At 72.3% G+C, this 20,417-nt stretch carries 19 protein-coding genes; 14 read left to right on the forward strand and 5 right to left on the reverse strand.

What is annotated here, in order from left to right; genetic code table 11:
• Positions 1-85: 85 nt before the first annotated feature.
• The 3 genes from ACZ5VD_RS34195 to ACZ5VD_RS34205 all read left to right on the forward strand — a co-directional run bounded on the left by ACZ5VD_RS34195 (position 86) and on the right by ACZ5VD_RS34205 (position 1,824).
• The gene (locus ACZ5VD_RS34195; protein ID WP_468552105.1) at positions 86-628 is read left to right on the forward strand and encodes a sigma-70 family RNA polymerase sigma factor; all 543 of its coding nucleotides are present in this window, start codon (positions 86-88) and stop codon (positions 626-628) included.
• Positions 625-1,431: an anti-sigma factor gene (locus tag ACZ5VD_RS34200; protein WP_468552104.1), complete on the forward strand. Its 807-nt coding sequence runs from the start codon at positions 625-627 to the stop codon at positions 1,429-1,431. Before ACZ5VD_RS34195 ends, ACZ5VD_RS34200 begins: the two co-directional genes overlap by 4 nt.
• Positions 1,432-1,557: 126 nt before the next feature.
• Positions 1,558-1,824 (forward strand): hypothetical protein, encoded by a 267-nt coding sequence (locus ACZ5VD_RS34205; RefSeq protein ID WP_468552103.1) that lies wholly within the window; start codon positions 1,558-1,560, stop codon positions 1,822-1,824.
• 256 nt (positions 1,825-2,080) lie between these two features.
• Here the strand turns inward: ACZ5VD_RS34205 and ACZ5VD_RS34210 are convergent, their stop codons facing one another.
• Both ACZ5VD_RS34210 and ACZ5VD_RS34215 read right to left on the reverse strand, forming a co-directional pair.
• The gene (locus tag ACZ5VD_RS34210; protein WP_468684457.1) at positions 2,081-2,863 is read right to left on the reverse strand and encodes an ABC transporter permease; all 783 of its coding nucleotides are present in this window, start codon (positions 2,861-2,863) and stop codon (positions 2,081-2,083) included.
• Complete coding sequence (locus tag ACZ5VD_RS34215; protein WP_468552101.1) at positions 2,860-3,816, reverse strand: ATP-binding cassette domain-containing protein; 957 nt, start codon at positions 3,814-3,816, stop codon at positions 2,860-2,862. The genes ACZ5VD_RS34210 and ACZ5VD_RS34215 overlap by 4 nt, the downstream gene beginning before the upstream one ends.
• A 63-nt stretch (positions 3,817-3,879) precedes the next feature.
• Between ACZ5VD_RS34215 and ACZ5VD_RS34220 the strand changes: the two genes are divergently transcribed.
• On the forward strand, positions 3,880-4,593 hold the full coding sequence (locus ACZ5VD_RS34220; protein ID WP_468552100.1) for a TetR/AcrR family transcriptional regulator: 714 nt from the start codon (positions 3,880-3,882) through the stop codon (positions 4,591-4,593).
• 44 nt (positions 4,594-4,637) lie between these two features.
• Here the strand turns inward: ACZ5VD_RS34220 and ACZ5VD_RS34225 are convergent, their stop codons facing one another.
• From ACZ5VD_RS34225 to hmgA, 3 genes are all read right to left on the reverse strand, one after another.
• Complete coding sequence (locus ACZ5VD_RS34225; protein ID WP_468684459.1) at positions 4,638-5,819, reverse strand: type ISP restriction/modification enzyme; 1,182 nt, start codon at positions 5,817-5,819, stop codon at positions 4,638-4,640.
• Between the two features lie 487 nt (positions 5,820-6,306).
• The gene (locus tag ACZ5VD_RS34230) at positions 6,307-7,056 is read right to left on the reverse strand and encodes a GntR family transcriptional regulator (protein ID WP_468552098.1); all 750 of its coding nucleotides are present in this window, start codon (positions 7,054-7,056) and stop codon (positions 6,307-6,309) included.
• Positions 7,057-7,102: 46 nt separating this feature from the next.
• Complete coding sequence (gene hmgA / locus ACZ5VD_RS34235; protein ID WP_468684460.1) at positions 7,103-8,461, reverse strand: homogentisate 1,2-dioxygenase; 1,359 nt, start codon at positions 8,459-8,461, stop codon at positions 7,103-7,105.
• Between the two features lie 202 nt (positions 8,462-8,663).
• Here hmgA and ACZ5VD_RS34240 point away from each other — a divergent pair, with 202 nt between their 5' ends.
• From ACZ5VD_RS34240 to ACZ5VD_RS34285, 10 genes are all read left to right on the forward strand, one after another.
• Entirely contained in the window at positions 8,664-9,269 is a 606-nt protein-coding gene (locus ACZ5VD_RS34240; RefSeq protein ID WP_468684461.1) for a hypothetical protein, read from the forward strand.
• Complete coding sequence (locus ACZ5VD_RS34245; protein WP_468552095.1) at positions 9,266-9,883, forward strand: TetR/AcrR family transcriptional regulator; 618 nt, start codon at positions 9,266-9,268, stop codon at positions 9,881-9,883. Before ACZ5VD_RS34240 ends, ACZ5VD_RS34245 begins: the two co-directional genes overlap by 4 nt.
• Positions 9,884-10,103: 220 nt before the next feature.
• A complete protein-coding gene (locus ACZ5VD_RS34250; protein ID WP_468684463.1) occupies positions 10,104-12,368 on the forward strand; it encodes a molybdopterin oxidoreductase family protein in 2,265 nt (754 codons plus the stop codon).
• 148 nt (positions 12,369-12,516) lie between these two features.
• Complete coding sequence (locus ACZ5VD_RS34255; RefSeq protein ID WP_468684465.1) at positions 12,517-13,956, forward strand: CitMHS family transporter; 1,440 nt, start codon at positions 12,517-12,519, stop codon at positions 13,954-13,956.
• 55 nt (positions 13,957-14,011) lie between these two features.
• Complete coding sequence (locus ACZ5VD_RS34260; RefSeq protein ID WP_468684467.1) at positions 14,012-15,253, forward strand: MFS transporter; 1,242 nt, start codon at positions 14,012-14,014, stop codon at positions 15,251-15,253.
• A 101-nt stretch (positions 15,254-15,354) separates the two neighbouring features.
• The gene (locus ACZ5VD_RS34265; protein ID WP_468552091.1) at positions 15,355-15,951 is read left to right on the forward strand and encodes a hypothetical protein; all 597 of its coding nucleotides are present in this window, start codon (positions 15,355-15,357) and stop codon (positions 15,949-15,951) included.
• The gene (locus ACZ5VD_RS34270) at positions 15,938-16,867 is read left to right on the forward strand and encodes a class F sortase (protein WP_468684469.1); all 930 of its coding nucleotides are present in this window, start codon (positions 15,938-15,940) and stop codon (positions 16,865-16,867) included. Before ACZ5VD_RS34265 ends, ACZ5VD_RS34270 begins: the two co-directional genes overlap by 14 nt.
• A gap of 175 nt (positions 16,868-17,042) precedes the next feature.
• A complete protein-coding gene (locus tag ACZ5VD_RS34275) occupies positions 17,043-18,386 on the forward strand; it encodes an ABC transporter ATP-binding protein (RefSeq protein ID WP_468684470.1) in 1,344 nt (447 codons plus the stop codon).
• A gap of 19 nt (positions 18,387-18,405) precedes the next feature.
• Positions 18,406-18,858, forward strand: coding sequence for a DUF3574 domain-containing protein (locus tag ACZ5VD_RS34280; RefSeq protein ID WP_468684471.1), 453 nt, complete (start codon positions 18,406-18,408; stop codon positions 18,856-18,858).
• A gap of 169 nt (positions 18,859-19,027) precedes the next feature.
• Positions 19,028-20,416 (forward strand): aldehyde dehydrogenase family protein, encoded by a 1,389-nt coding sequence (locus tag ACZ5VD_RS34285; RefSeq protein ID WP_468552087.1) that lies wholly within the window; start codon positions 19,028-19,030, stop codon positions 20,414-20,416.
• Position 20,417: the final 1 nt, after the last annotated feature.

The raw sequence follows: 20,417 nt of genomic DNA on the forward strand, positions 1-20,417 counted from the left end.
GTAACCCCATATGGAGGTGTGTGCGTTGCGAGTACCTCGTGGGACGGGGCGAGCCGGGTGCGGTGTGCGGAGAGGGGAAGCCGGGGTGGAGGCGGACGAGCTTCTGATGCTCGTGGCGGGCGGTGACCAGAGGGCGTTCGAGGAGCTGTACGGACTGGTGTCCGGGCCCGTGTTCGGGCTCGTGCGCCGGGTCGTACGGGATCCCGCGCAGTCGGAGGAGGTGTCGCAGGAGGTGCTGCTCGAACTGTGGCGGTCCGCGGGGCGGTTCGATCCGGGGCGGGGCAGCGCCCTCTCCTGGATCCTCACCCTCGCCCACCGCCGGGCCGTCGACCGGGTGCGCAGCGCCCGAGCGGCCGGCGAGCGCGAGCAGCGGGAGGCCCGGCGGTCCCACCACCCCGCCTTCGACCAGGTCACCGAGGAGGTGGAGGCCGGCCTCGAACGCGAGTGGGTGCGCCGCTGCCTGGACCGCCTCACGGCCCTGCAGCGCCAGTCGGTCACCCTCGCTTATTACGACGGCTATACGTACCGTGAAGTGGCCGAGCGGCTCTCGTTGCCGCTCGGCACGGTGAAGACGCGGATGCGTGACGGACTGACCCGTCTGCGGGAGTGCCTGGGAGGTGTGGCATGAGCCTGTTCCGCAGAGAGGACCTCCACTCCCTGGCCGCCCCCTACGCCCTGGACGCGCTGGAACCCGACGAGCGCCGCCGCTTCGAGAAGCATCTGAGGAAGTGCGGCAGCTGTACCGCCGAGGTGCGCGCCCTGTCCGAGGACGCCGTCCGGCTCGCCTGGTCCACGGCCGCCCCGCCGCCGCCCGCGATGCGCGAACGGGTACTGGCCGCCGTCCGCGCGACTCCGCAGGAGGGCGCCCCGAAGGAGGCGCCACGCGCGCGTACGTCCCAGTTGCCGCCGCACGTGTGGGGCGTGCAGCCGCCGCCGCGCGCCCGTGAGAGGCGCCGGATCCCGCTGTTCGTGCCGTTCGCGACGGCCACCGCCGCCGCGTCGCTCGTGGTCGCGGCCCTGTTCGCCGTCCAGGCCGGGCAGACGCAGGACCAACTGGATGCCCAGCAGGCCCAGTCGCGTGAGATCGCCCACGTTCTGGCGGCTCCCGACGCGCGGGCGACGACGGGACAGGACACCCAGGGCCGCAGTATCGGAGTGATCGCCTCCGCATCGGAGGGGCGCGCGGTTGTCACCCTGAGCGGGTACGGCGGCCTCGCGAGCGACCGCGTGCACCAACTGTGGCTCATGCGCCCGGGCGCGCAACCGCGCTCCCTGGGGCTCTTCGACAACGACACGCCCTTGGTCGCATCCGGTCTGGAGACCTCGGCGACGTCACTCGCTGTGACCGTCGAGCCCGACGGGGGCTCGCTGCAGCCCACCAGCCAGCCGGTTGTCCAACTCGCCCTGAAATCGGTTGGATTCGGAGAGTGATCAAAGAGGGGTCGTCAACGTCCTTACGGGGAAGGTGAATCCTGTGACCGCGATACACGAGTGCCCCGAGGGAGCGATAGGGTTAACCTGCCCGGGCCGGGTGGACTCGTACGGGTGGGGAGTGACATGGAACAGATAACAGTGCGCAGCAGGGCGAGGGTCCCTGCGATCACCTGCGGGAGCAGCGCGACCAGTTCGCGCCTCGACCGCCATCTCTCGGTACTGGGCGGTCCTGCCGTACCGCAGCGGGAGACGGCCGAGGCGACCTCGTTGATGCGTGAGCTGACCGCACGTGACGCACGCGAGCGCAGCCCCAGGGGTGCGCGAGTGAGCAGGGTCTCGCTCTTCGCGCCACTGCGCCGACTGCGCCGTTCGCTGTTCGGCGGGCGCTGAGCCCACGCGTTCGGACGTTCCTGACCCGCGCTCAGGCGGCCACACCCTTCCGGCGCAGTGCTGCGATCCCCTCGACCGTCATCCCCACGGCACGCAGCAGCCGCCAGGTGTGCCCGCCGAGCGCGGGTGGTTTCCCCTTCCCCCGGACCGAACCAGCCCCCGGTATCGACGTTCCCGGGACCGAAGTTCCCTCGGACCCGCTTCCCCGGATCGAATCCCCCCGGACCGAACTACCCCCGCTCGACCGCCCGGCGTCTCAGCGCTCGCCGTGCGCGTACCTGCGCACCGCGAGCGGTAGGAACACCGCGAGCAGCAGCGCGCACCAGGCCAGCGAACCGGCGACAGGGTGCGCCACCGGCCAGGCCGCCCCCTCAGGCACGGGGGCGTTGCCGAACAGATCCCGCAGCGCCGTCGCCAGCGCGCTGATCGGATTCCACTCCGCGACCGTGCGCAGCCAGCCCGGCAGTCCGTCGGCCGGGATGTAGGCGTTGGACAGCAGCGGCAGCAGGAAGGTCGCCCCGCCGAGCTGGCCCGCCGCCTCCTCGCTGCGGGTGAGCAGGCCCAGGAAGATCCCGATCCAGGTGGTCGCGAACCGGAACAGCAGCAGCAGGCCGAAGGCGCCCACCGCCGCCAGGGCGCTCCCCTCGATCCGCCAGCCCACCGCGAGGCCGACCAGCAGCAGCGGCAGCGTCCCGGCCGCCGTGACGACCAGGTCCGCCACCGCCTGCCCCAGCGGCGCGGCGGCCCGGCTGATCGGAAGGGTGCGGAAACGGTCCGTCACGCCCCGGTGGGTGTCCCCGGCGGCCTGGAACATCCCGGTCATGATCCCGTTCGCGGCCGTCGCCACCAGCAGCCCCGGCACCAGGAAGGCGCGGTACTCCTCGCCCGGCATCGCCAGCGCGCTCCCGAAGACATAGCCGAAGAACAGCAGCATGCTGATCGGCATCGTCTGGGTCAGGATCAGCAGCCCCGGGTTGTTCCGCATCCGCCGCAGCTGACGGCCCAGCATCGCGGTTCCGTCGTACGCCAACGTGGTCATGCCACACGCTCCCTGTGCTGGTCGGAGTCTTCGGTCAGTCGGAGGAACACGTCGTCGAGGGTCGGTGGACGCAGACTGGCGTCCAGCAACGGCACGCCCGCCGCGTCCAGTTCGCGCACCAGGCGGGGGAGGGTGAGCGTCGAGTCCCGGCTCATCGCGCCGACCGCGTTCCGCTCGTGGTCGAACGACGGCTGTGTGCCGGTGAGTCGGTCCAGTACGGTCGCCGCCTTCGACAGGGCGTCCGGGTGCGCGACGACCACCTCGACCTGGGTCCCGATGAGCGACTTGAGCTCGGTCGGCGAACCCGTGTGCGCGACCCGCCCCCGGTCCACCAGGGCTATGTCGTGGGCGAGTTGGTCGGCCTCCTCCAGGTACTGGGTGGTCAGCAGGACGGTCGTGCCGTCCGTCGTGAGCTCGCGCACCGCGGCCCAGATCAGGTTGCGGCTGGCCGGGTCGAGTCCGGTGGTCGGCTCGTCCAGGAACAGCACCTCGGGGCGGCGGATCAGACTCGCCGCCAGGTCCAGCCGGCGTCGCATGCCGCCGGAGTAGGTGGACGCGGGGCGGTCGGCTGCCTCGGCCAGGCCGAAGCGGTCCAGGAGCTCGCCGGCCCGTTCGGCGGGCCCGCGCACCCGGTGCAGCCGGGCGAACAGGCGCAGGTTCTCGCGCCCGGTCAGATCCCCGTCGACCGACGCGTCCTGACCGGTCACGCTGATCCTGCTCCGTACGGCGGCCGCCTCCCGTACGAGGTCGTGCCCGGCGATCCGCGCGGAGCCCGCGTCCGGTCGCAGCAGCGTGGTCAGCAGGCGTACGGCCGTGGTCTTGCCCGCCCCGTTCGGCCCGAGGATGCCGCAGACCGTGCCGGTCGCCACCGCGAGGTCGAGGCCGCGCAGGGCATGGACGGTTCCGAAACGCTTCTCCAGACCTTCACTAAGTACAGCGTACGTAGAAGTCATGGCTCGACCATAGCGCACTACGTACGCTGTACGTAACTAGCATGGAGGCCGAGGTGATGATCGATGGCGGGCCGAGCGGCCGTACCCGAAGTGATCTGGGCCCGTCCCGAGCGGACGGGCCGAGGGCCGAAGCCCGCGTTCACGCGCGCGGACATCGCGGCGGCGGCGGTGCGCCTCGCCGACACGCAGGGCCTGGACGGTGTCTCCATGCGGCAGGTCGCGGCCGAAGTGGGCTGCGGCACCATGTCGCTCTACAACTACGTCCCCCGCAAGGAGGACCTGCACGAACTGATGGTGGACGCGGTCAGCGGCGAGCACGAACCGTGGGAGCCGAGCGGCGACTGGCGGGCCGACATGCTCCGGGTGGCGCGTCAGACGCGGGAACTGATGTACCGGCACCCCTGGCTGCCCCGGCTGATGTCACCGGTCTACGGCTTCAGCCCCCACGCCATGCGCTACCTGGAGCACTGCATGACCTGTCTGGACCCGCTCGACGCGCCCTACGGCACCAAGATGGAACTGGTCGGGATGCTCAACGGGTGCGTGACGGCGTACGTCTCGAACGAGCTGGCCACGGCCGAGCGGGCGCGGTCCCTGCCGTGGTCGCAGGAGCGGGAGAACGCGATGCGGATGGCGTACCTGGGGAGCCAGGTGGCCTCCGGCGCGTATCCGCGGCTGGCCGCGGCCTTCACTGAGGACGCGGGGCCCATCGATCTGGAGGCGGTGTTCGAGCGGATGCTGGTCCGGGTGCTGGACGGCTTCGCGCCGCGGGCGTGAGACCGCTGGTGTCCGTGGGGTGCCAGGAAGGGTGGGAGGGGCCTCTAGAGCAGGGCGAACTGGCCCTCCGGACCCTCCTCGTGGTGGTCCAGCACCGACGCGGGCCCGCGTGCGGCCTCCGGCACCGGCAGGACGCCCGCGGCGCGCAGCTCCGCCGCCGTGATCGGGGCGGTGACCGCTGCCGTCGCCGCCAACTCCGCCTGCTGCGGCCGTAGTTCCGCCATCAGCGCCAGGACCGTGATCAGCTCCAGCAGCTCCGACGTCCAGGCCTGCGGCCAGGTCGAGGGGCGGATCGCCGCCAGGGTGCCCGGCTCGGGCTCGGCGGTACGGGACGCGAACCACTGTTCCAGGACGCGTGTCCCGCCCACCTCGAAGTCCCAGGACTCCGGCGGCACCGGGGAGATCCGGCCCTCGTCGAGATGCAGGCTCTCCTCGTCGCGGTCGTAGTGCACGGAGGCAGGGCGGGCGGGCAGGGGTGAGCGGACGTAGGGGCGACGACCGCCCGGCAGCTTCGGGCGGTCACCGTGGCGGCGCATCAGCCAGAGCAGGCGGTGGCCCAACTCGACTCCGCGCAGCCAGAGTTCGGGATCCTCGGTGAGGGGGACGGTGAGCGGGCCGGCGAGGCCGGGGCGTACCGCCGTCACGGTCCAGGCCAGCAGGTCCGCCGGGGTGGGGGAGAGGCCGAGGCGGGTGGCCAGGTGGTCGAGCAGGCCCGGTGTCAGGTTGGGTTCCGTCCCGCCCGGACGGCGGTAGAGGGGGCGGACACGGCCGGGGCGCAGGAGCGGCAGCCGGGAGGACGCGAGGAGGAACGGGCCGGGGGCGTCCGGCGTCTCCGTCACGAAGACCTGCTGCTCGTCCGCCACCCGCCACAACTCGGGCCGGGCCGCGTCGATCAGCCGGTGGTCGGGGATCAGCCACTGCTCGTCGAAGGGCGCCTGCAGGACCCGCACCGGCTCCGGGCAGGGCCCCGACGCACGAACCAGTCTCTCCGTGCTGCCGGACTGCCCCGGCAACTGGCCGACCGCCGACCGCAGCGTCCGCGAGCGGCTCGGCTCGAACAGGATCTCCCGGTCCGGACCCTCGGCCTTCACCAGGGCGTCCCAGCGGGCCCTGAGGGACGCCGGATCGGGGCCCGTCGGCCACCCCCGGCCCAGCCGCGGCGGTGCGACGGACCACGGCATCAGGTCCGCCAGCGGCGGAGCGTCGTCGTGCGTCACGCCTGGCATCGTACGACTTGTCTCCGACACGGGGACCAGGGCCGGTCCGGCGGATCACGCCCAGGACACGGGCCTAGGCAAGTTCACCGGGCGCGGGCGCCGTTGTGCGGGGTGCCCCCGGCAGCCCCGCCCTGTGTTGACGAGACGCGTCGCCGTGCTTCTCCGGCCGTGTCCGGGGGCGGTCGTCGGGCCCGTCCTGCGGATCACGCCCGGGGCGGGGGCTTCGGCGAGTTCCTCGGCTTGGGTGCTGTTGCGTGGGGGTACCCTGCCGCCCCGCTGCGTGTGGATGGGACGGGTCGCCGTGCTTCTCCGGCCGTGTCCGGGGGCGGTTGTTCGGGCTGGTTCGGTGGATCGTGTCGGAGGCGTGGGGCCGGGTGGGCCGGGCCGTGGTGGTGTGGGTGTCGGCTCTCGTGTCGGGTGCCGACATCCGCCCGCGCCCGTCGGCTGCGGTGGGGAACCGGCGTGTCCTCCTCCGCTCGGCACCGCCGGCCAGGCGCTACGTGGCGTCCAGCGTCACCGTGAAGGAGAAGCGGTCGCCCCGGTAGTGGATGACCGCCGCGTCCAGGACCCGTCCCGCCGTGTCGTAGGTGACGCCGGTGTAGTGCAGGATCGGGCTGAGCAGCGGGACTTGGAGGAGGCGGGCCGTCTCCGGGTCCGCCAGGCGCGCTTCCACGGTGTCGGTGATACGGCTGATGTCCGCCCCGACGACATCCCTGAGCACCTTGGTCATCGGCCAGCGGACCAGGTCGTCCGGGTCGATGAGCGCGGCGAGTTCGGGACGGACGTAGTTGCGGGCGTGGTTGGTCGGCTCGCCGCTCTTCTCGTCGCCGCGCAGGCGGTGGTACGTCGCCACCTCGTCGATGTCCGGGAAGTACTCGGCGAGTTCGGACGGCACGGACGCCTTGCCCTGGTCGAGCAGTTCGGTCGACATGCCGGACTGCTGGGCCACGATCGCGTCCACCGAGCCGAGCAGCCGCACCGGGGCGCCCCGGCGGGCGTTCGGCTCGATGAACGTGCCGCGCCTGCGGTGGCGCGAGATCAGGCCCTCGTCCTCCAGCTCCTTCAGCGCCTGCCGCATGGTCAGCACGCTCACCCCGTAGTGGCCCGCCAACTGCTCCTCGGTGGGCAGCCGCAGCGGGTCCCGCGGTGAGCGGCCCAGTATCGAGGCGCGCAGCGACTGCGACACCTGGTACCAGAGCGGCAGCTTGCGGTTCAGGACGATCGAGTCCGGAGCGAAGGAGGTCACTGGCCATCCGTACCGGTAGGGGATCCTCGGTGCAACCGAACGGCCGTCACCGCGGGCGGAAGTGCCGTTCCATGCCTCGCCACACGTCGTCGTAGCCCTCTTGCAGATGGTCCGCCCGGGCCGCCTGCGAGGTCAGGGTCACCGGCCAGCGGGTCTCGAACATGAACGCCAGCCCGTCGTCGACCTTCTGCGGTCCGAGCGCCGCGGCGCTCGCCCGGTCGAAGGTGTCCCGGTCCGGGCCGTGCGCCGACATCATGTTGTGCAGCGAGCCGCCGCCCGCCACGAAGCCGCCCGGACCGGAGGTCTTCGCGTCGTAGGCGCCCTCGATGAGCCCCATGTACTCGCTCATCACGTTCCTGTGGAAGTACGGCGGCCGGAAGGTGTCCTCGCCCACCAGCCAGCGCGGCGCGAAGACCACGAAGTCGACACCGGCCAGGCCGGGGGTGTCCGAGGGCGAGGTCAGCACCGTGAAGATCGACGGGTCGGGGTGGTCGTACGAGATGGTCCCGAGCACATTGAAACGGCGCAGGTCGTAGGTGTACGGCACATGGTTGCCGTGCCAGGCGACGACATCGAGCGGGGAGTGGTCGTAGGTGGCCGTCCAGAGGTTGCCGCAGAACTTGTTCACCACCTCGACCGGGCCCTCGACATCCTCGTAGGCGGCGGTCGGGGCCCGGAAGTCGCGGGGGTTGGCGAGGCCGTTGGCGCCGATGGGGCCGAGGTCGGGGAGGCGGAGGGCGGCCCCATAGTTCTCGCACACATAGCCGCGGGCCGAGGTGTCCAGCAGCTCCACACGGAAGCGGACCCCACGAGGGATCAGTGCCACCTGTGCGGGCTCCACATGAAGCCGCCCGAACTCCGTGTGCAGCAGCAGCCCGCCGTGTTCCGGGACGATCAGCAGCTCCCCGTCCGCGTCGCTGAAGACGCGGTCCATCGAGGAGTCGGCGTGGTACAGGTGCACGGCCATGCCGGTGCGCTGGGTCACGTCGCCGTTGCCGCCGAGCGTCCACAGGCCGGCCAGGAAGTCGGTGCCCTCGGTGGGGGCGGGCAGTGGGTCCCAGCGCAGCCGGTTCGGGTCCGGCACGGACTCCGTGAAGGGCGCCGTACGGATCCGGCCATTGTGTGTGTGCGTGAACGCCGGGTGCGCGGCGGAGGGACGGATGCGGTAGAGCCACGAGCGGCGGTTGTGCGCCCGGGGTTCGGTGAACGCCGTACCGCTGAGCTGCTCCGCGTAGAGCCCGAGCGGGGCGCGCTGGGGAGAGTTGCGGCCGTCCGGGAGTGCGCCCGGGACGGCCTCCGAGCTGTGCTCGTTGCCGAAACCGGAGAGGTAGGTGAGTGCCTCGGCGGTCTTCCGTGCTCCCCCACGCTCGAACGCGCTCGCGCGGGAGGTGCCCCCATCGCTCATGATCGCTCCCTTGCGGTCTGATTCCTATGTATCACCGTAGGATTGCGGTTTCCCCGGCGCAAGAGGGCCGCACGGGCAGCTCGTCGCCCCGGAGGCCCCTCCTCCGGTCCTGGCGGCCTCCTCTTGGAGGACGAGTGGAGCCGTCCGGAACCAGACTCCAGGGGGATACGAGGTGTCGTACCGGTGTTCTACGCTCCCCGGCATGGCGTGGACGCGAGCACTTCCTGCCACGCTCGCGATCTGTGTCCTGCTCCTGACCGGATCCGCGGGTTGTGGCACCAGCGGGGAGGACCGGCGGGGCGGCGACTCGCCCTCGCCGGTGGGCAAGGTCCTGGGGGACACGGACGGTGAAGGGCGGCACTACCGGGAGGTGGACGGCGAGGCGGCACCCGACGTGGGCATCGAGGTGCAGCCCGCCGACGACGACGGCTGGAACGTCCGGCTGACCCTCCAGGACTTCCGCCTCTCGCCCGCCGGGACGACGAAGGCCGAGGCCGGCCACGGCGTCGTCCGCCTCTTCGTGGACGGTCGCTCCGTCGCCCGCCTGCGCACCCCCGAGTACCGCCTCTCCGCCCGCTACGTCCCGCACGGCACCCATCACGTCACCGCCCGCCTCTACGCCGACGACGGCACGGTCTGGGCGGTGGACGGCGAGCCGATCGAGAGCACGGCCGACATCACGGCGTCGGGGTCGTCGGCGCCGGACCCCTCCGGGACCGGAACCGGTTCCGGGGCGCCGGGCGTGCCGGGTCCCGGGGCCGGAACCGAGGGGCGAGGTTCCCCGGACCACGGCGGAAAGGCATCATGAAGCCCGTGCCCCAAGCGACATCGCTCCGTCGTGCGCCCGTGCAGCGGCGCAGTGCCGAACGATTGGCCAGGATCCTCGACGCGACCGCCGACCTCCTCGACGAGGTCGGCTACGACGCCCTGAGCACCCGCGCCGTCGCCCTCCGCGCCGGCGTCCCCATCGGCTCCGTCTACCGCTTCTTCGGCAACAAGCGCGCGATGGCCGACGCCCTCGCCCGGCGCAACCTGGAGCGCTACACCGACCGCGTCACCGAGCGCCTCAAGCACACCGGCGAGGGCGGCTGGCGCGCGGCCATGGACGCCGTGCTCGACGAGTACCTCGCCATGAAGCGCACCGCCCCCGGCTTCTCCCTGGTCGACTTCGGCAACCAGATCCCCGTCGGATCGCGTGACGCCGAACCCAACCACCGGGTCGCCGACCGCCTCACCGACCTCCTCTCCGGCTACCTCGACCGCACCCCGGACGAGTCCCTGCGCCGCACCTTCCTGATCGCCGTGGAGACCGCCGACACCCTCGTCCACCTGGCCTTCCGCATGGCGCCGAACGGCGACGAGAAGGTCATCGAGGAGGCGCGGGAGCTGCTGCGGGCGTATCTGGCACGGGTCCTGGACTGACCGTCCCGACCGGTCGGCCCGCCCCGCCCCGCGCGTCCCGACTGCCCGACCGCCCCGGTCCTTGGCCCGACCGCCCCGGCCCGTGGACCGACCGAGGGCCCGGCCGGCGGCTCGCGGATATCCGACCCCACCTCCGGCGAACCCTCCCCTCCGTTCATACCGGTCGGTATGCTCGGCCGGAGTCCGTGCGTCACCGTCGCCGCCACTCTCCGGAGGACCCGTGTCCACCATCGACTCCCGTACCGCCCTGCGCATCTGCCCCCTCTGCGAGGCCACCTGCGGTCTGACCCTCACCATCGAGGGGACCCGGGTGACCGGTGCCCGCGGTGACCGTGACGACGTGTTCAGTCAGGGGTTCATCTGCCCCAAGGGGGCCTCCTTCGGGGCCGTCGACGGGGACCCCGACCGGCTGCGCACCCCGCTCGTCCGCAAGGACGGGGAGCTGCGCGAGGCCACCTGGGAGGAGGCGTTCGACGCGGTCGCGGCCGGGATCCGGCCCGTCGTCGAGCGGTACGGCCCGAACGCGGTCGGCATCGTCCTCGGCAACCCCAACGTCCACACCGTGGCCGGCGCGCTCTACCCGCCGCTGCTGCTCGCCGGCCTCGGCACCCGCAGCGTCTTCACCGCGTCGACGGTCGACCAGATGCCCAAGCACGTCTCCAGCGGGCTGCTGTACGGCGACGCCAACGCCATCCCCGTACCCGACCTCGACCACACCGACCACCTGCTGCTGCTCGGCGCCAACCCCCTGGAGTCCAACGGGAGTCTGTGCACCGCCGCCGACTTCCCCGGCAAGCTCAAGGCGCTCAAGGCCCGCGGCGGCACCCTCACCGTCGTCGACCCCCGCCGCACCCGCACCGCGAAACTCGCCGACCGGCATCTCGCGATCCGGCCCGGTACCGACGCCCTGCTGCTCGCGGCGATGGCACACGTCCTCTTCGAGGAAGGCCTCGTGGAGCCGGGCGAGTCGGCCGCGCACCTCCAGGGAATCGACGAACTGCGCGCGGCCGTCGAGGACTTCACCCCGGAGGCCGTGGCGGAGGCCTGTGACGTGGACGCGGCCACCATCCGCACCCTGGCCCGCGAACTCGCCGCCGCCCCCACCGCCGCCGTGTACGGCCGCATCGGCAGTTGCACGGTGCCGCACGGCACCCTCGCCAGCTGGCTCGTCGACATCCTCAACATCCTCACCGGCAACCTCGACCGCCCCGGCGGTGCCCTCTTCCCGCAGGCCGCGACCGACCGCACACCCCGCCCCGCCGGTCCCGGCCACGGCTTCGGGCTCGGGCGCTGGCGCTCCCGGGTGAGCGGGCACCCGGAGGCGAAGGGCGAGCTGCCGCTCTCCGCGCTCGCCGAGGAGATCGACACGGCGACCGAGGAGGGCGAACCGGTCCGGGCGCTCGTCGCCGTCGCCGCCAACCCGGTCCTGTCCGCCCCCGACGGGAACCGCCTCGACAAGGCCCTCGACTCGCTCGACTTCATGGTCAGCGTCGACCCGTACCTGAACGAGACCTCGCGCCACGCCCACGTGGTGCTGCCGCCGCCCCCGCCCTCCCAGAGCCCGCACCACGACTTCGCCCTCAACACCCTCGCCGTCCGCAACCAGGTCCGCTACACCCGCCCCGCCGTGCCCCTGGAGCCCGGCCGGATGGCGGAGGCGGAGATCCTGGCCCGGCTGGTCCTGGCCGCGACCGGCATGCACGGCGCCGACCCGGCCGCCGTCGACGCCCTGGCCATCGACCAGAGGCTCGCCAAGGCCGTCGAGGAGCCCCACTCGCCCGCGCACGGCCGGGACCCGAAGGAACTCGCCGCGCTCCTGTCCGGCGGGACCGGCCCCGAGCGGCGGCTCGACATGATGCTGCGCCTCGGCCCGTACGGCGACGGGTTCGGCGTCCGGCCGGACGGGCTGAACCTGGAGAAACTCCTCGCCCACCCGCACGGCATCGACCTCGGCCCGCTCCGGTCCCGGCTGCCGCAGCCCCTGAAGACCAGGAGCGGCAAGGTGGAACTGCTGCCGCAGCCGATCGCCGGCGATCTGCCGCGGCTGCGTCGGGCGATGGCTGAGCGTCCGGCCGGGCTCGTCCTCGTCGGCCGCCGGCATCTGCGGTCCAACAACAGCTGGATGCACAACGTCCCCGCCCTCACCGGCGGCACCAACCGCTGCACCCTGCACATCCACCCCGAGGACGCCGAACGGCTCGGCGTACGGGACGGGGCGCCCGTGCGGATCAAGGGCGCCGGGGGAGAGGTGACCGCCCCCGCCGAGGTCACCGACGTCGTACGCCGGGGGGTGGTGAGCCTGCCGCACGGCTGGGGTCACGACCGGCCCGGCACCCGGCTCAGCCATGCCGCCGCCGACCCCGGGGTCAACGTCAACCAGATCCTCGACGGCAGCCTCCTCGACCCGCTCTCGGGCAACGCGGTTCTCAACGGTGTGCCGGTCGAGGTGGTCGCCGTGAGCGAAAAGTTCCCCGCGCTGACCTGACCTCTGACCTGAGCAAAGCTGTGACCTGGAGTTTTGCGCTTATTGCTCGCACGTCAACGTCTTGTTAACACCGTTTGAACGGTCCTAACGTCGACGAACCGCCGACACCCAGGTGGGATGTTCAAGGGCGAACGTTAGGTATCCACTCATGTTGACCATCCTCGGCTTCGCCATGATCGCGACCTTCCTGGTCCTGATCATGCTGAAGAAGATGTCGCCGATCGCGGCGCTCGTACTGATCCCGGCACTGTTCTGTGTGTTCGTGGGGAAGGGCGCCAAGCTCGGTGACTACGTCATCGACGGCGTCACCAGCCTCGCCCCGACCGCGGCGATGCTCATGTTCGCGATCGTCTACTTCGGTGTGATGATCGACGTCGGTCTCTTCGACCCGATCGTTCGAGGGATCCTGAAGTTCTGCAAGGCCGACCCGATGCGGATCGTGGTCGGCACCGCGGTCCTCGCCGCGATCGTCTCGCTGGACGGCGACGGCTCGACCACCTTCATGATCACGGTCTCGGCGATGTACCCGCTGTACAAGCGTCTGAAGATGAGCCTGGTCGTGATGACCGGTGTCGCCGCCATGGCCAACGGTGTGATGAACACCCTGCCGTGGGGCGGCCCCACCGCCCGCGCCGCCACCGCCCTCAAGCTGGACGCCAGCGACATCTTCGTCCCGATGATCCCGGCCCTCGCCGTCGGCCTGCTGGGCGTCTTCGTCCTCTCGTACGTGCTCGGCAAGCGTGAGCGCAAGCGGCTGGGCGTGCTCACCCTGGACGACGTCCTGGTGGTGGAGGAGAAGGTCGAGGAGAAGGAGGCCGAGACGGTTCTGGTCGGCGCCGGCTCCGGTGCCGCCGGCACCTCGGGCGCGTCCGGCACGGGCAAGAGCGCCGCGACCACCGGCGGTTCCGCCGACGCCGACGACGACGCCGAGGGCGACGCGAAGCGCTTCCAGGTCCTCGACCCGAACCGGGCCACCCTGCGGCCCAAGCTCTACTGGTTCAACGCGCTGCTCACGCTCACCCTGCTCACCTCCATGATCATGGAGTGGCTGCCGATCCCGGTGCTGTTCCTGCTCGGCGCCGCGCTCGCGCTCACCGTCAACTTCCCGCACATCCCCGACCAGAAGGCCCGTCTCGCCGCCCACGCGGACAACGTCCTCAACGTCTCCGGCATGGTCTTCGCCGCCGCCGTCTTCACCGGCGTCCTCCAGGGCACCGGCATGGTCGACCACATGGCCCGGTGGATGGTCGACGTCATCCCCACGAGCATGGGCCCGCACATGGCCCTCGTCACCGGCGTCCTGAGCCTCCCGCTCACCTACTTCATGTCGAACGACGGCTTCTACTTCGGCGTCCTCCCGGTCCTCGCCGAGGCCGGCGCGGCGCACGGCGTCACGCCGCTGGAGATGGCCCGCGCCTCGCTGGTCGGCCAGCCGCTGCACATGTCGAGCCCGCTCGTCCCGGCCGTGTACGTCCTGGTCGGCATGGCCAAGGTCGAGTTCGGCGACCACACGAAGTTCGTCGTCAAGTGGGCCGCGCTCACCTGCCTGATCATCCTCGGGGCGGGAATGCTGTTCGGAACCATCTGACGTACCCCGCACCCGCACCCGTCCCGTCGGCCGACTCGCCCTGGAGGAAACGACCGTGAGGCCCGGTGGACACCGAGGCTGGCTGCTCCGCCTCGTCATCGCCTTCAGCTTCGCGCAGGCGGCGGTGTCGATGGCCCGGCCCGCCGTGTCCTACCGGGCCCTCGCGCTGGGCGCCGACGAGCGGGCGATCGGTGTCATAGCCGGCGTGTACGCGCTGCTTCCGCTGTTCGCCGCCGTGCCGCTGGGCCGCCGCACCGACCACGGCCGCTGTGCACCGCTGCTGCCCGTCGGCGTGGTCCTGATATCCGGCGGCTGTGCGCTCAGCGGCCTCGCGAACTCCCTGTCGGCGATGGCGATCTGGAGCGGGGTGATGGGCCTTGGCCACCTCTGCTTCGTGATCGGCGCCCAGTCGCTGGTGGCCCGCCAGTCCGCCCCGCACGAACAGGACCGCAACTTCGGCCACTTCACCATCGGCGCCTCCCTCGGCCAGTTGATCGGCCCGGTCGCGGCGGGCGCCCTGATCGGCGGCCGGGACATGGCGGGCACCAGCGCGCTCGCCCTGGTCGTGGCCGGGGCGGGAGCCGCCGTCGCGTTCACCTCGCTGTGGCGCATCGAGGACCGTGCGACGTCCGAGTCCGGTCCGGCTTCCGGCGACCGTGTCCCCGTCCGGCGTATCCTGCGCGCCCGGGGCGTGCCCGCGGGCATCTTCATCAGCCTCGCCGTGCTCTCCGCGACCGACATCCTCACCGCCTACCTTCCGGTGGTCGGCGAACACCGGGGCATCGCCCCGTCCGTGATCGGCCTGCTGCTCAGCCTGCGTGCCGCCGCGACGATCGCCTGCCGCCTGGTACTGACGCCGCTGCTGCGGCTGCTGGGCCGGTCCCTGCTGCTCACCGTCACCTGTCTGCTGGCGGCCGTGCTGTGCGCCGGCATCGCGCTGCCGGTGCCGGTGTGGGGGCTCGCCCTGATCCTCGCCGCCCTCGGGTTCTGCCTCGGCGTCGGACAGCCGCTGTCCATGACGACGGTCGTCCAGGCCGCCCCCGACGACGCCCGCTCCACCGCCCTGGCCCTGCGCCTCACCGGCAACCGGCTCGGCCAGGTCGCCGCCCCCGCCGCGGCCGGCCTGATCGCGGGGGTCGCCGGCATGGCCGCGCCCTTCGTGATGCTCGGCGCGCTGCTGCTGGTGTCCTCCGGAGTCGCCCTGCGTTCCCCGGGGAAGCCCGCACGGGGGCCCGGTGCGTCGACTTCGGCGGGCCGTCGGCTGCGCCGGCCCTTGAGCCGGAAGAGCGATATCTGACGGCGCGTCCGGCGCTGCTCCCGCACCGCGCGGGTCCGACATGACATGGAGTCAGGTGAAGAGAAATTCGTAGGAAAATCACCTGATTCGGAGGGTCTCGTATGTCGACCTCGTCCCACCCGCGCAGAGCCGCGGCACTGACAGCGCTCGCCGTCGGCTCGGTCGCGCTCCTCGGCGCGCCCGCGGTCGCCGCTCCCGGTGACAACGGAGACGTCAAGGTGCACTCGGTGGGGACGGCCGCCGCCGCGCACCTCAACCAGCCCAAGGTCTGCCTGTTCTACCTCGACGCCTTCAACTTCGACGTGGCCCAGAGCATCACCTGGACCATCGAGCCGCAGTCCGCGCAGGCGGGCACCACCGCCACCCTGTCCGGTGTCGCCACCCTCTCGGGCGGGTCCGGCGCCACCGGGAACCTGACCCTGCCCTCCGGCCACTACAAGCTGACGTGGAAGATCGCCGGCGGCCAGGGCGCGGGCAAGCACAAGGTCTTCAAGGTCGACTGCCCGGACCGACCGAACGGTCCCGGTGTCTCGGGCGGTCCCGGCGGCGGCCCCAACGGCGGTCCCCCCGCCGGTGGCGGCGGTCTCGCCCGCGCCGACGCGTTCACCCCGGTCGCCGGTGCCGCCGCCGTGGGCCTGGCCGCCGTCGGCGGGATGGCCTGGTTCCGGCTCCGGCGCCGCGCGCATGGCGCCGCGTAGGCGTACCCGCAGGCGGACTCGCGGTCCCTGGTACCGGAAGCGCGCCTACCGCCTGACGAGGACGGTCGTCCTGGCCATCTCCCTGGTGGCGGGCGTCAGTTGGTGGTCGAACGGCGAGGAGCCCGGCGAGGCGGTCAGCACCGCCTCGCCGGGTACCGGCGGCCCCCGCGCCCCCGCGCACCAGCCGACGCCCCAGGGGCTCACGACCGGCACCGGACTGCACGGCCCCGCGCCCACCGGGTTCCCGACCGGCCCGGGCACGGTCCGGGAGGCCCCGCCGAAGCCGGGCACCGGCACGGCCGGGCCGACGCCGAAGCGCCCGGCGGCAGACCCCGGCCACGGTCCCGGCTCCGGCACGGTCCCCGCCCGGCCCCGCCGGACGCCGGCCCGCGCCACCGGCCGCTCCCCGGCCCCGTCGCCGCCCAGCACCCTGCCGCGCTCCCGGGCGACCAGGCTCACCATCCCCTACCTGGGGCTCGACGCCCCGCTCATGGCGTTGCGGCTCGACCGCCGGCGGCGCCTGCCCGCACCGCCGGACGACCAACCGAACCTGGCGGGCTGGTACGAGAACGGGCCGTCCCCCGGAGAACAGGGAACCGCGGTCGCCGTGGGCCACCTGGACACCGACACCGGCCCGGCGGTCTTCGCGGGCCTCACCGAACTGGGACCGGGCCGACTCGTCGAGGTGCGGCGGGCCGACGGACGGACCGCCGTCTACACCGTCGACGCCATCCGGACGTACGAGAAGGCGCACTTCCCCAACCGGGAGGTCTACGGCCCGCGCGGCCGTCCCGAACTCCGGCTGATCACCTGCGGCGGCACCTACGACCGCAGGACCGGCTACTCGGGCAACGCCGTCGTCTTCGCCCACCTCACCGCGGTCCGCGAGCCGCACCCGCCCGCCCCCGCGCACTGAGCCCCTCCCTCCGCTTTCTCACCAGCCGGACCGAATGTCCCGATACCGCAAAGCGGCTTCCCCGGGCGCACACAATCCGTTAACTTCCGTGACCCACACGCCCCGTACGAACCGCACGTGGCGTCCGACCGCGGAGCACCAGCGTTCGCTCAGTGAGCCCTCGGGGGCACCTGCCATGACACGCGCCATCTCTCTGCACGACGTGAGCAAGACCTACACGCGAGGCGTCCGCGTGGTGGACCGGCTGTCGCTGGACATCGCGCCCGGCGAGTTCCTGGTGCTGCTCGGACCCTCCGGCTGCGGCAAGTCCACCGTGCTCAGGATGATCGCCGGTCTGGAGGAGATCACCGAGGGAGAGCTGCTGCTCGACGGCGAGTACGCCAACGACCTGGTCCCCTCCGAGCGGGACATGGCGATGGTGTTCCAGAACTTCGCCCTCTACCCGAACATGACGAGCCGCCGCAACATCGGCTTCCCGCTGCGCATCGAGGCACCCGGCGAGGACCCGGCCCCGCGGGTGGACGCCACCGCCCGCATGCTGGGCATCGAGGACCTCCTCGACCGGCTGCCGGCCCAGCTCTCCGGCGGTGAGCGCCAACGCGTCGCCATGGGCCGGGCCATCGCCCGCCACCCGTCCGCGTTCCTGATGGACGAGCCGCTGTCCAACCTCGACGCCAAGCTCCGCAACCACCTGCGCGCCGAGATCACCGCCCTCACCCGGCAGTTGGGCGTCACCACGGTGTACGTCACCCACGACCAGACCGAGGCGATGTCGCTCGGCGACCGGGTCGCCGTCCTGCGCGGCGGCGTGCTCCAGCAACTGGGCACCCCGCGTTCGGTCTACGCGCTGCCGCGCAACGTGTTCGTCGCCGCCTTCATCGGCACCCCGCGCATCAACCTGCTGCGCGGTATGGTCCGGGCCCCACTGGACGGGGCGATGACCATCAGCCTCGGCAAGCAGTACCTCCGGCTGCCCGAACCCCTCTCCCTGGACCACCAGTTGCTCCGCGTCCAGCAGGGGCGCGAGGTCATCGTCGGTCTCCGCTCGGAGGCCGTGCGGATCGCCAAGCCGGCCGCCGCACGCCCCGGCGAGGTGGCGATCAGCGGACTGGTGGAGCACGTGGAGTTCCAGGGGCACGAGATCCTCGTCCACTTCAACACCGGCTCCCGGCCCGCCCTCGTACCCGAGTTGGAGGCCCCGCGCCCCGCCCACCGTCCGGCCAGGCGCCGGCGCCGTGAGGGCACGGTCCTGGAGCGTTTCCGAGAGCGTGCTGGCGCTCTGCGGGGCGGCCCGGTGGGGCTCCTGGACGACCCCACGGACTTGGCCCCCGGCTCCGAACCCGCGCCGCCCGAGGGCCGCCTCCCCGGCGACCTCGTCGTCCGCACCACCCCCGACATCGACCTCCGCCGCGGCATGCACGTCCCGCTGCTCGTCGACATCGCCCACCTGTTCGTCTTCGACCAGCACGGCGAACGGATCTCCCCGGCCCCGGCGCGGCTGCCCGACCTGGACGAGTGACCCCACTAGGGATGAGGGCATGAACGTGCACCTCACCCGGAGCCGGGCCGTCCTCGCCACCGTCGCCGTCCTGCTCGCCGTCGGCGCGCCGACCGCCTACGCCACCCTCGACGACGGCTCCGGCCGGGCGCCGCGGCGCGGCGAGCCGTACGTCGAGACCCAGCTCTTCTTCGGGACCGCGCGGCCCGACGGCGGTCCGGCCGTCACCGACGCGCAGTTCACCCGCTTCGTCGACCGGGAGGTCACCCCGGACTTCCCCGAAGGGCTCACCGTGCAGAGCGGGCGCGGGCAGTGGCGGGACGCGGGCGGCACCATCGAGAAGGAGCGGTCCTACGAGCTGATCCTGCTGTACCCGGTGGAGCGGGCGGCGGCCAGCGACCGGAGGATCGAGGAGATCCGCCGCGCGTACGAGAGGGCCTTCGGCCAGGAGGCGGTGGCGCGGGTGGACGACCGGGCGCGGGTCGACTTCTGATCCGGCGCGGCGTGTGCCGCCCTCGGACGTCTGCCGCCCCGAGGCGTGCGAGTTCCCGCAGCGACTGATCTCCTGAGGTGCCCGATCTCCCGGGACGGCTGGTGCCCGAAAACTAACACCGCTAGTTTAGGTGGTGGACGACGAGACGCCCCGCCCGGGAGGACGCACGATGAAGGCACACGACGGCATGTACATCGACGGCGAGTGGCGCCCCGCCACCGGTCCGGACGTGATCGAGGTCGTGAACCCGGTCGACGAACAGGTCGTCGGCAGGGTTCCGGCCGGAACCGCCGAGGACGTCGACGCCGCCGTACGGGCCGCCCGTGCCGCCCTGCCGGGCTGGGCCGGGACCGCCCCCGCCGAGCGGGCCGCGCGCCTGGCCGCCCTCCGGGACCTCCTCGCGGCCCGCAAGGACGAGATCGCCGAGACGGTCACCGCCGAACTCGGCGCGCCGCTGAAGTTCTCCCAGGCCGTGCACGCGGCCGTCCCGATCGCCGTCGCCGGCTCCTACGCCGAGCTCGCGGCCACGTACGCCTTCGAGGAGAAGGTCGGCAACTCGACCGTCCTCCAGGAGCCCGTCGGTGTGGTCGGCGCGATCACGCCCTGGAACTACCCCCTGCACCAGATCGTCGCCAAGGTCGCCCCCGCGCTGGCGGCGGGCTGCACGGTGGTGCTGAAGCCCGCCGAGGACACCCCGCTGGTCGCCCAGCTCTTCGCCGAGGCGGTCCACGAGGCCGGTGTCCCGGCGGGCGTGTTCAACCTGGTCACCGGGCTCGGCCCGGTCGCCGGCCAGGCCCTCGCCGAGCACCCGGACGTCGACCTGGTCTCCTTCACCGGCTCGACGGCCGTCGGCCGGCGGATCGGCGCGACGGCGGGCGCCGCGGTCAAGAAGGTCGCCCTGGAGCTGGGCGGCAAGTCCGCCAACGTCATCCTGCCGAGCGCCGACCTGGCCAAGGCGGTCAACGTCGGCGTCGCCAACGTGATGTCCAACTCCGGCCAGACCTGCAGCGCCTGGACCCGGATGCTGGTGCACCGGGAACGGTACGACGAGGCCGTGGAGCTGGCCGCCACGGCCGCCGCGAAGTACGGCGACCGCATCGGACCGGTCGTGAGCGCCGACCAGCGGGCACGGGTGCGGGGTTACATCGAGAAGGGCGTGGCCGAAGGGGCCCGGCTGGTCGCGGGCGGCCCTCAATCCCCGCACAAACAGGGCTACTTCGTCAGTCCCACGGTCTTCGCCGATGTCACGCCCGACATGACGATCGCGCAGGAGGAGATCTTCGGCCCCGTCCTGTCGATCCTCCGCTACGAGGACGAGGAGGACGCCCTGCGCATCGCCAACGGCACGGTCTACGGACTCGCGGGCGCCGTCTGGGCCGGCGACGAGCCGGAGGCGGTCGCCTTCGCCCGCCGTCTGGAGACCGGGCAGGTCGACATCAACGGGGGACGCTTCAACCCCCTTGCCCCGTTCGGCGGTTACAAGCAGTCGGGGGTCGGCCGCGAACTCGGTGCGCACGGTCTCGCCGAGTACCTCCAGACCAAGTCCCTGCAGTTCTGAG

The sequence above is a fragment of the Streptomyces sp. NPDC032822 genome (assembly GCF_055578825.1).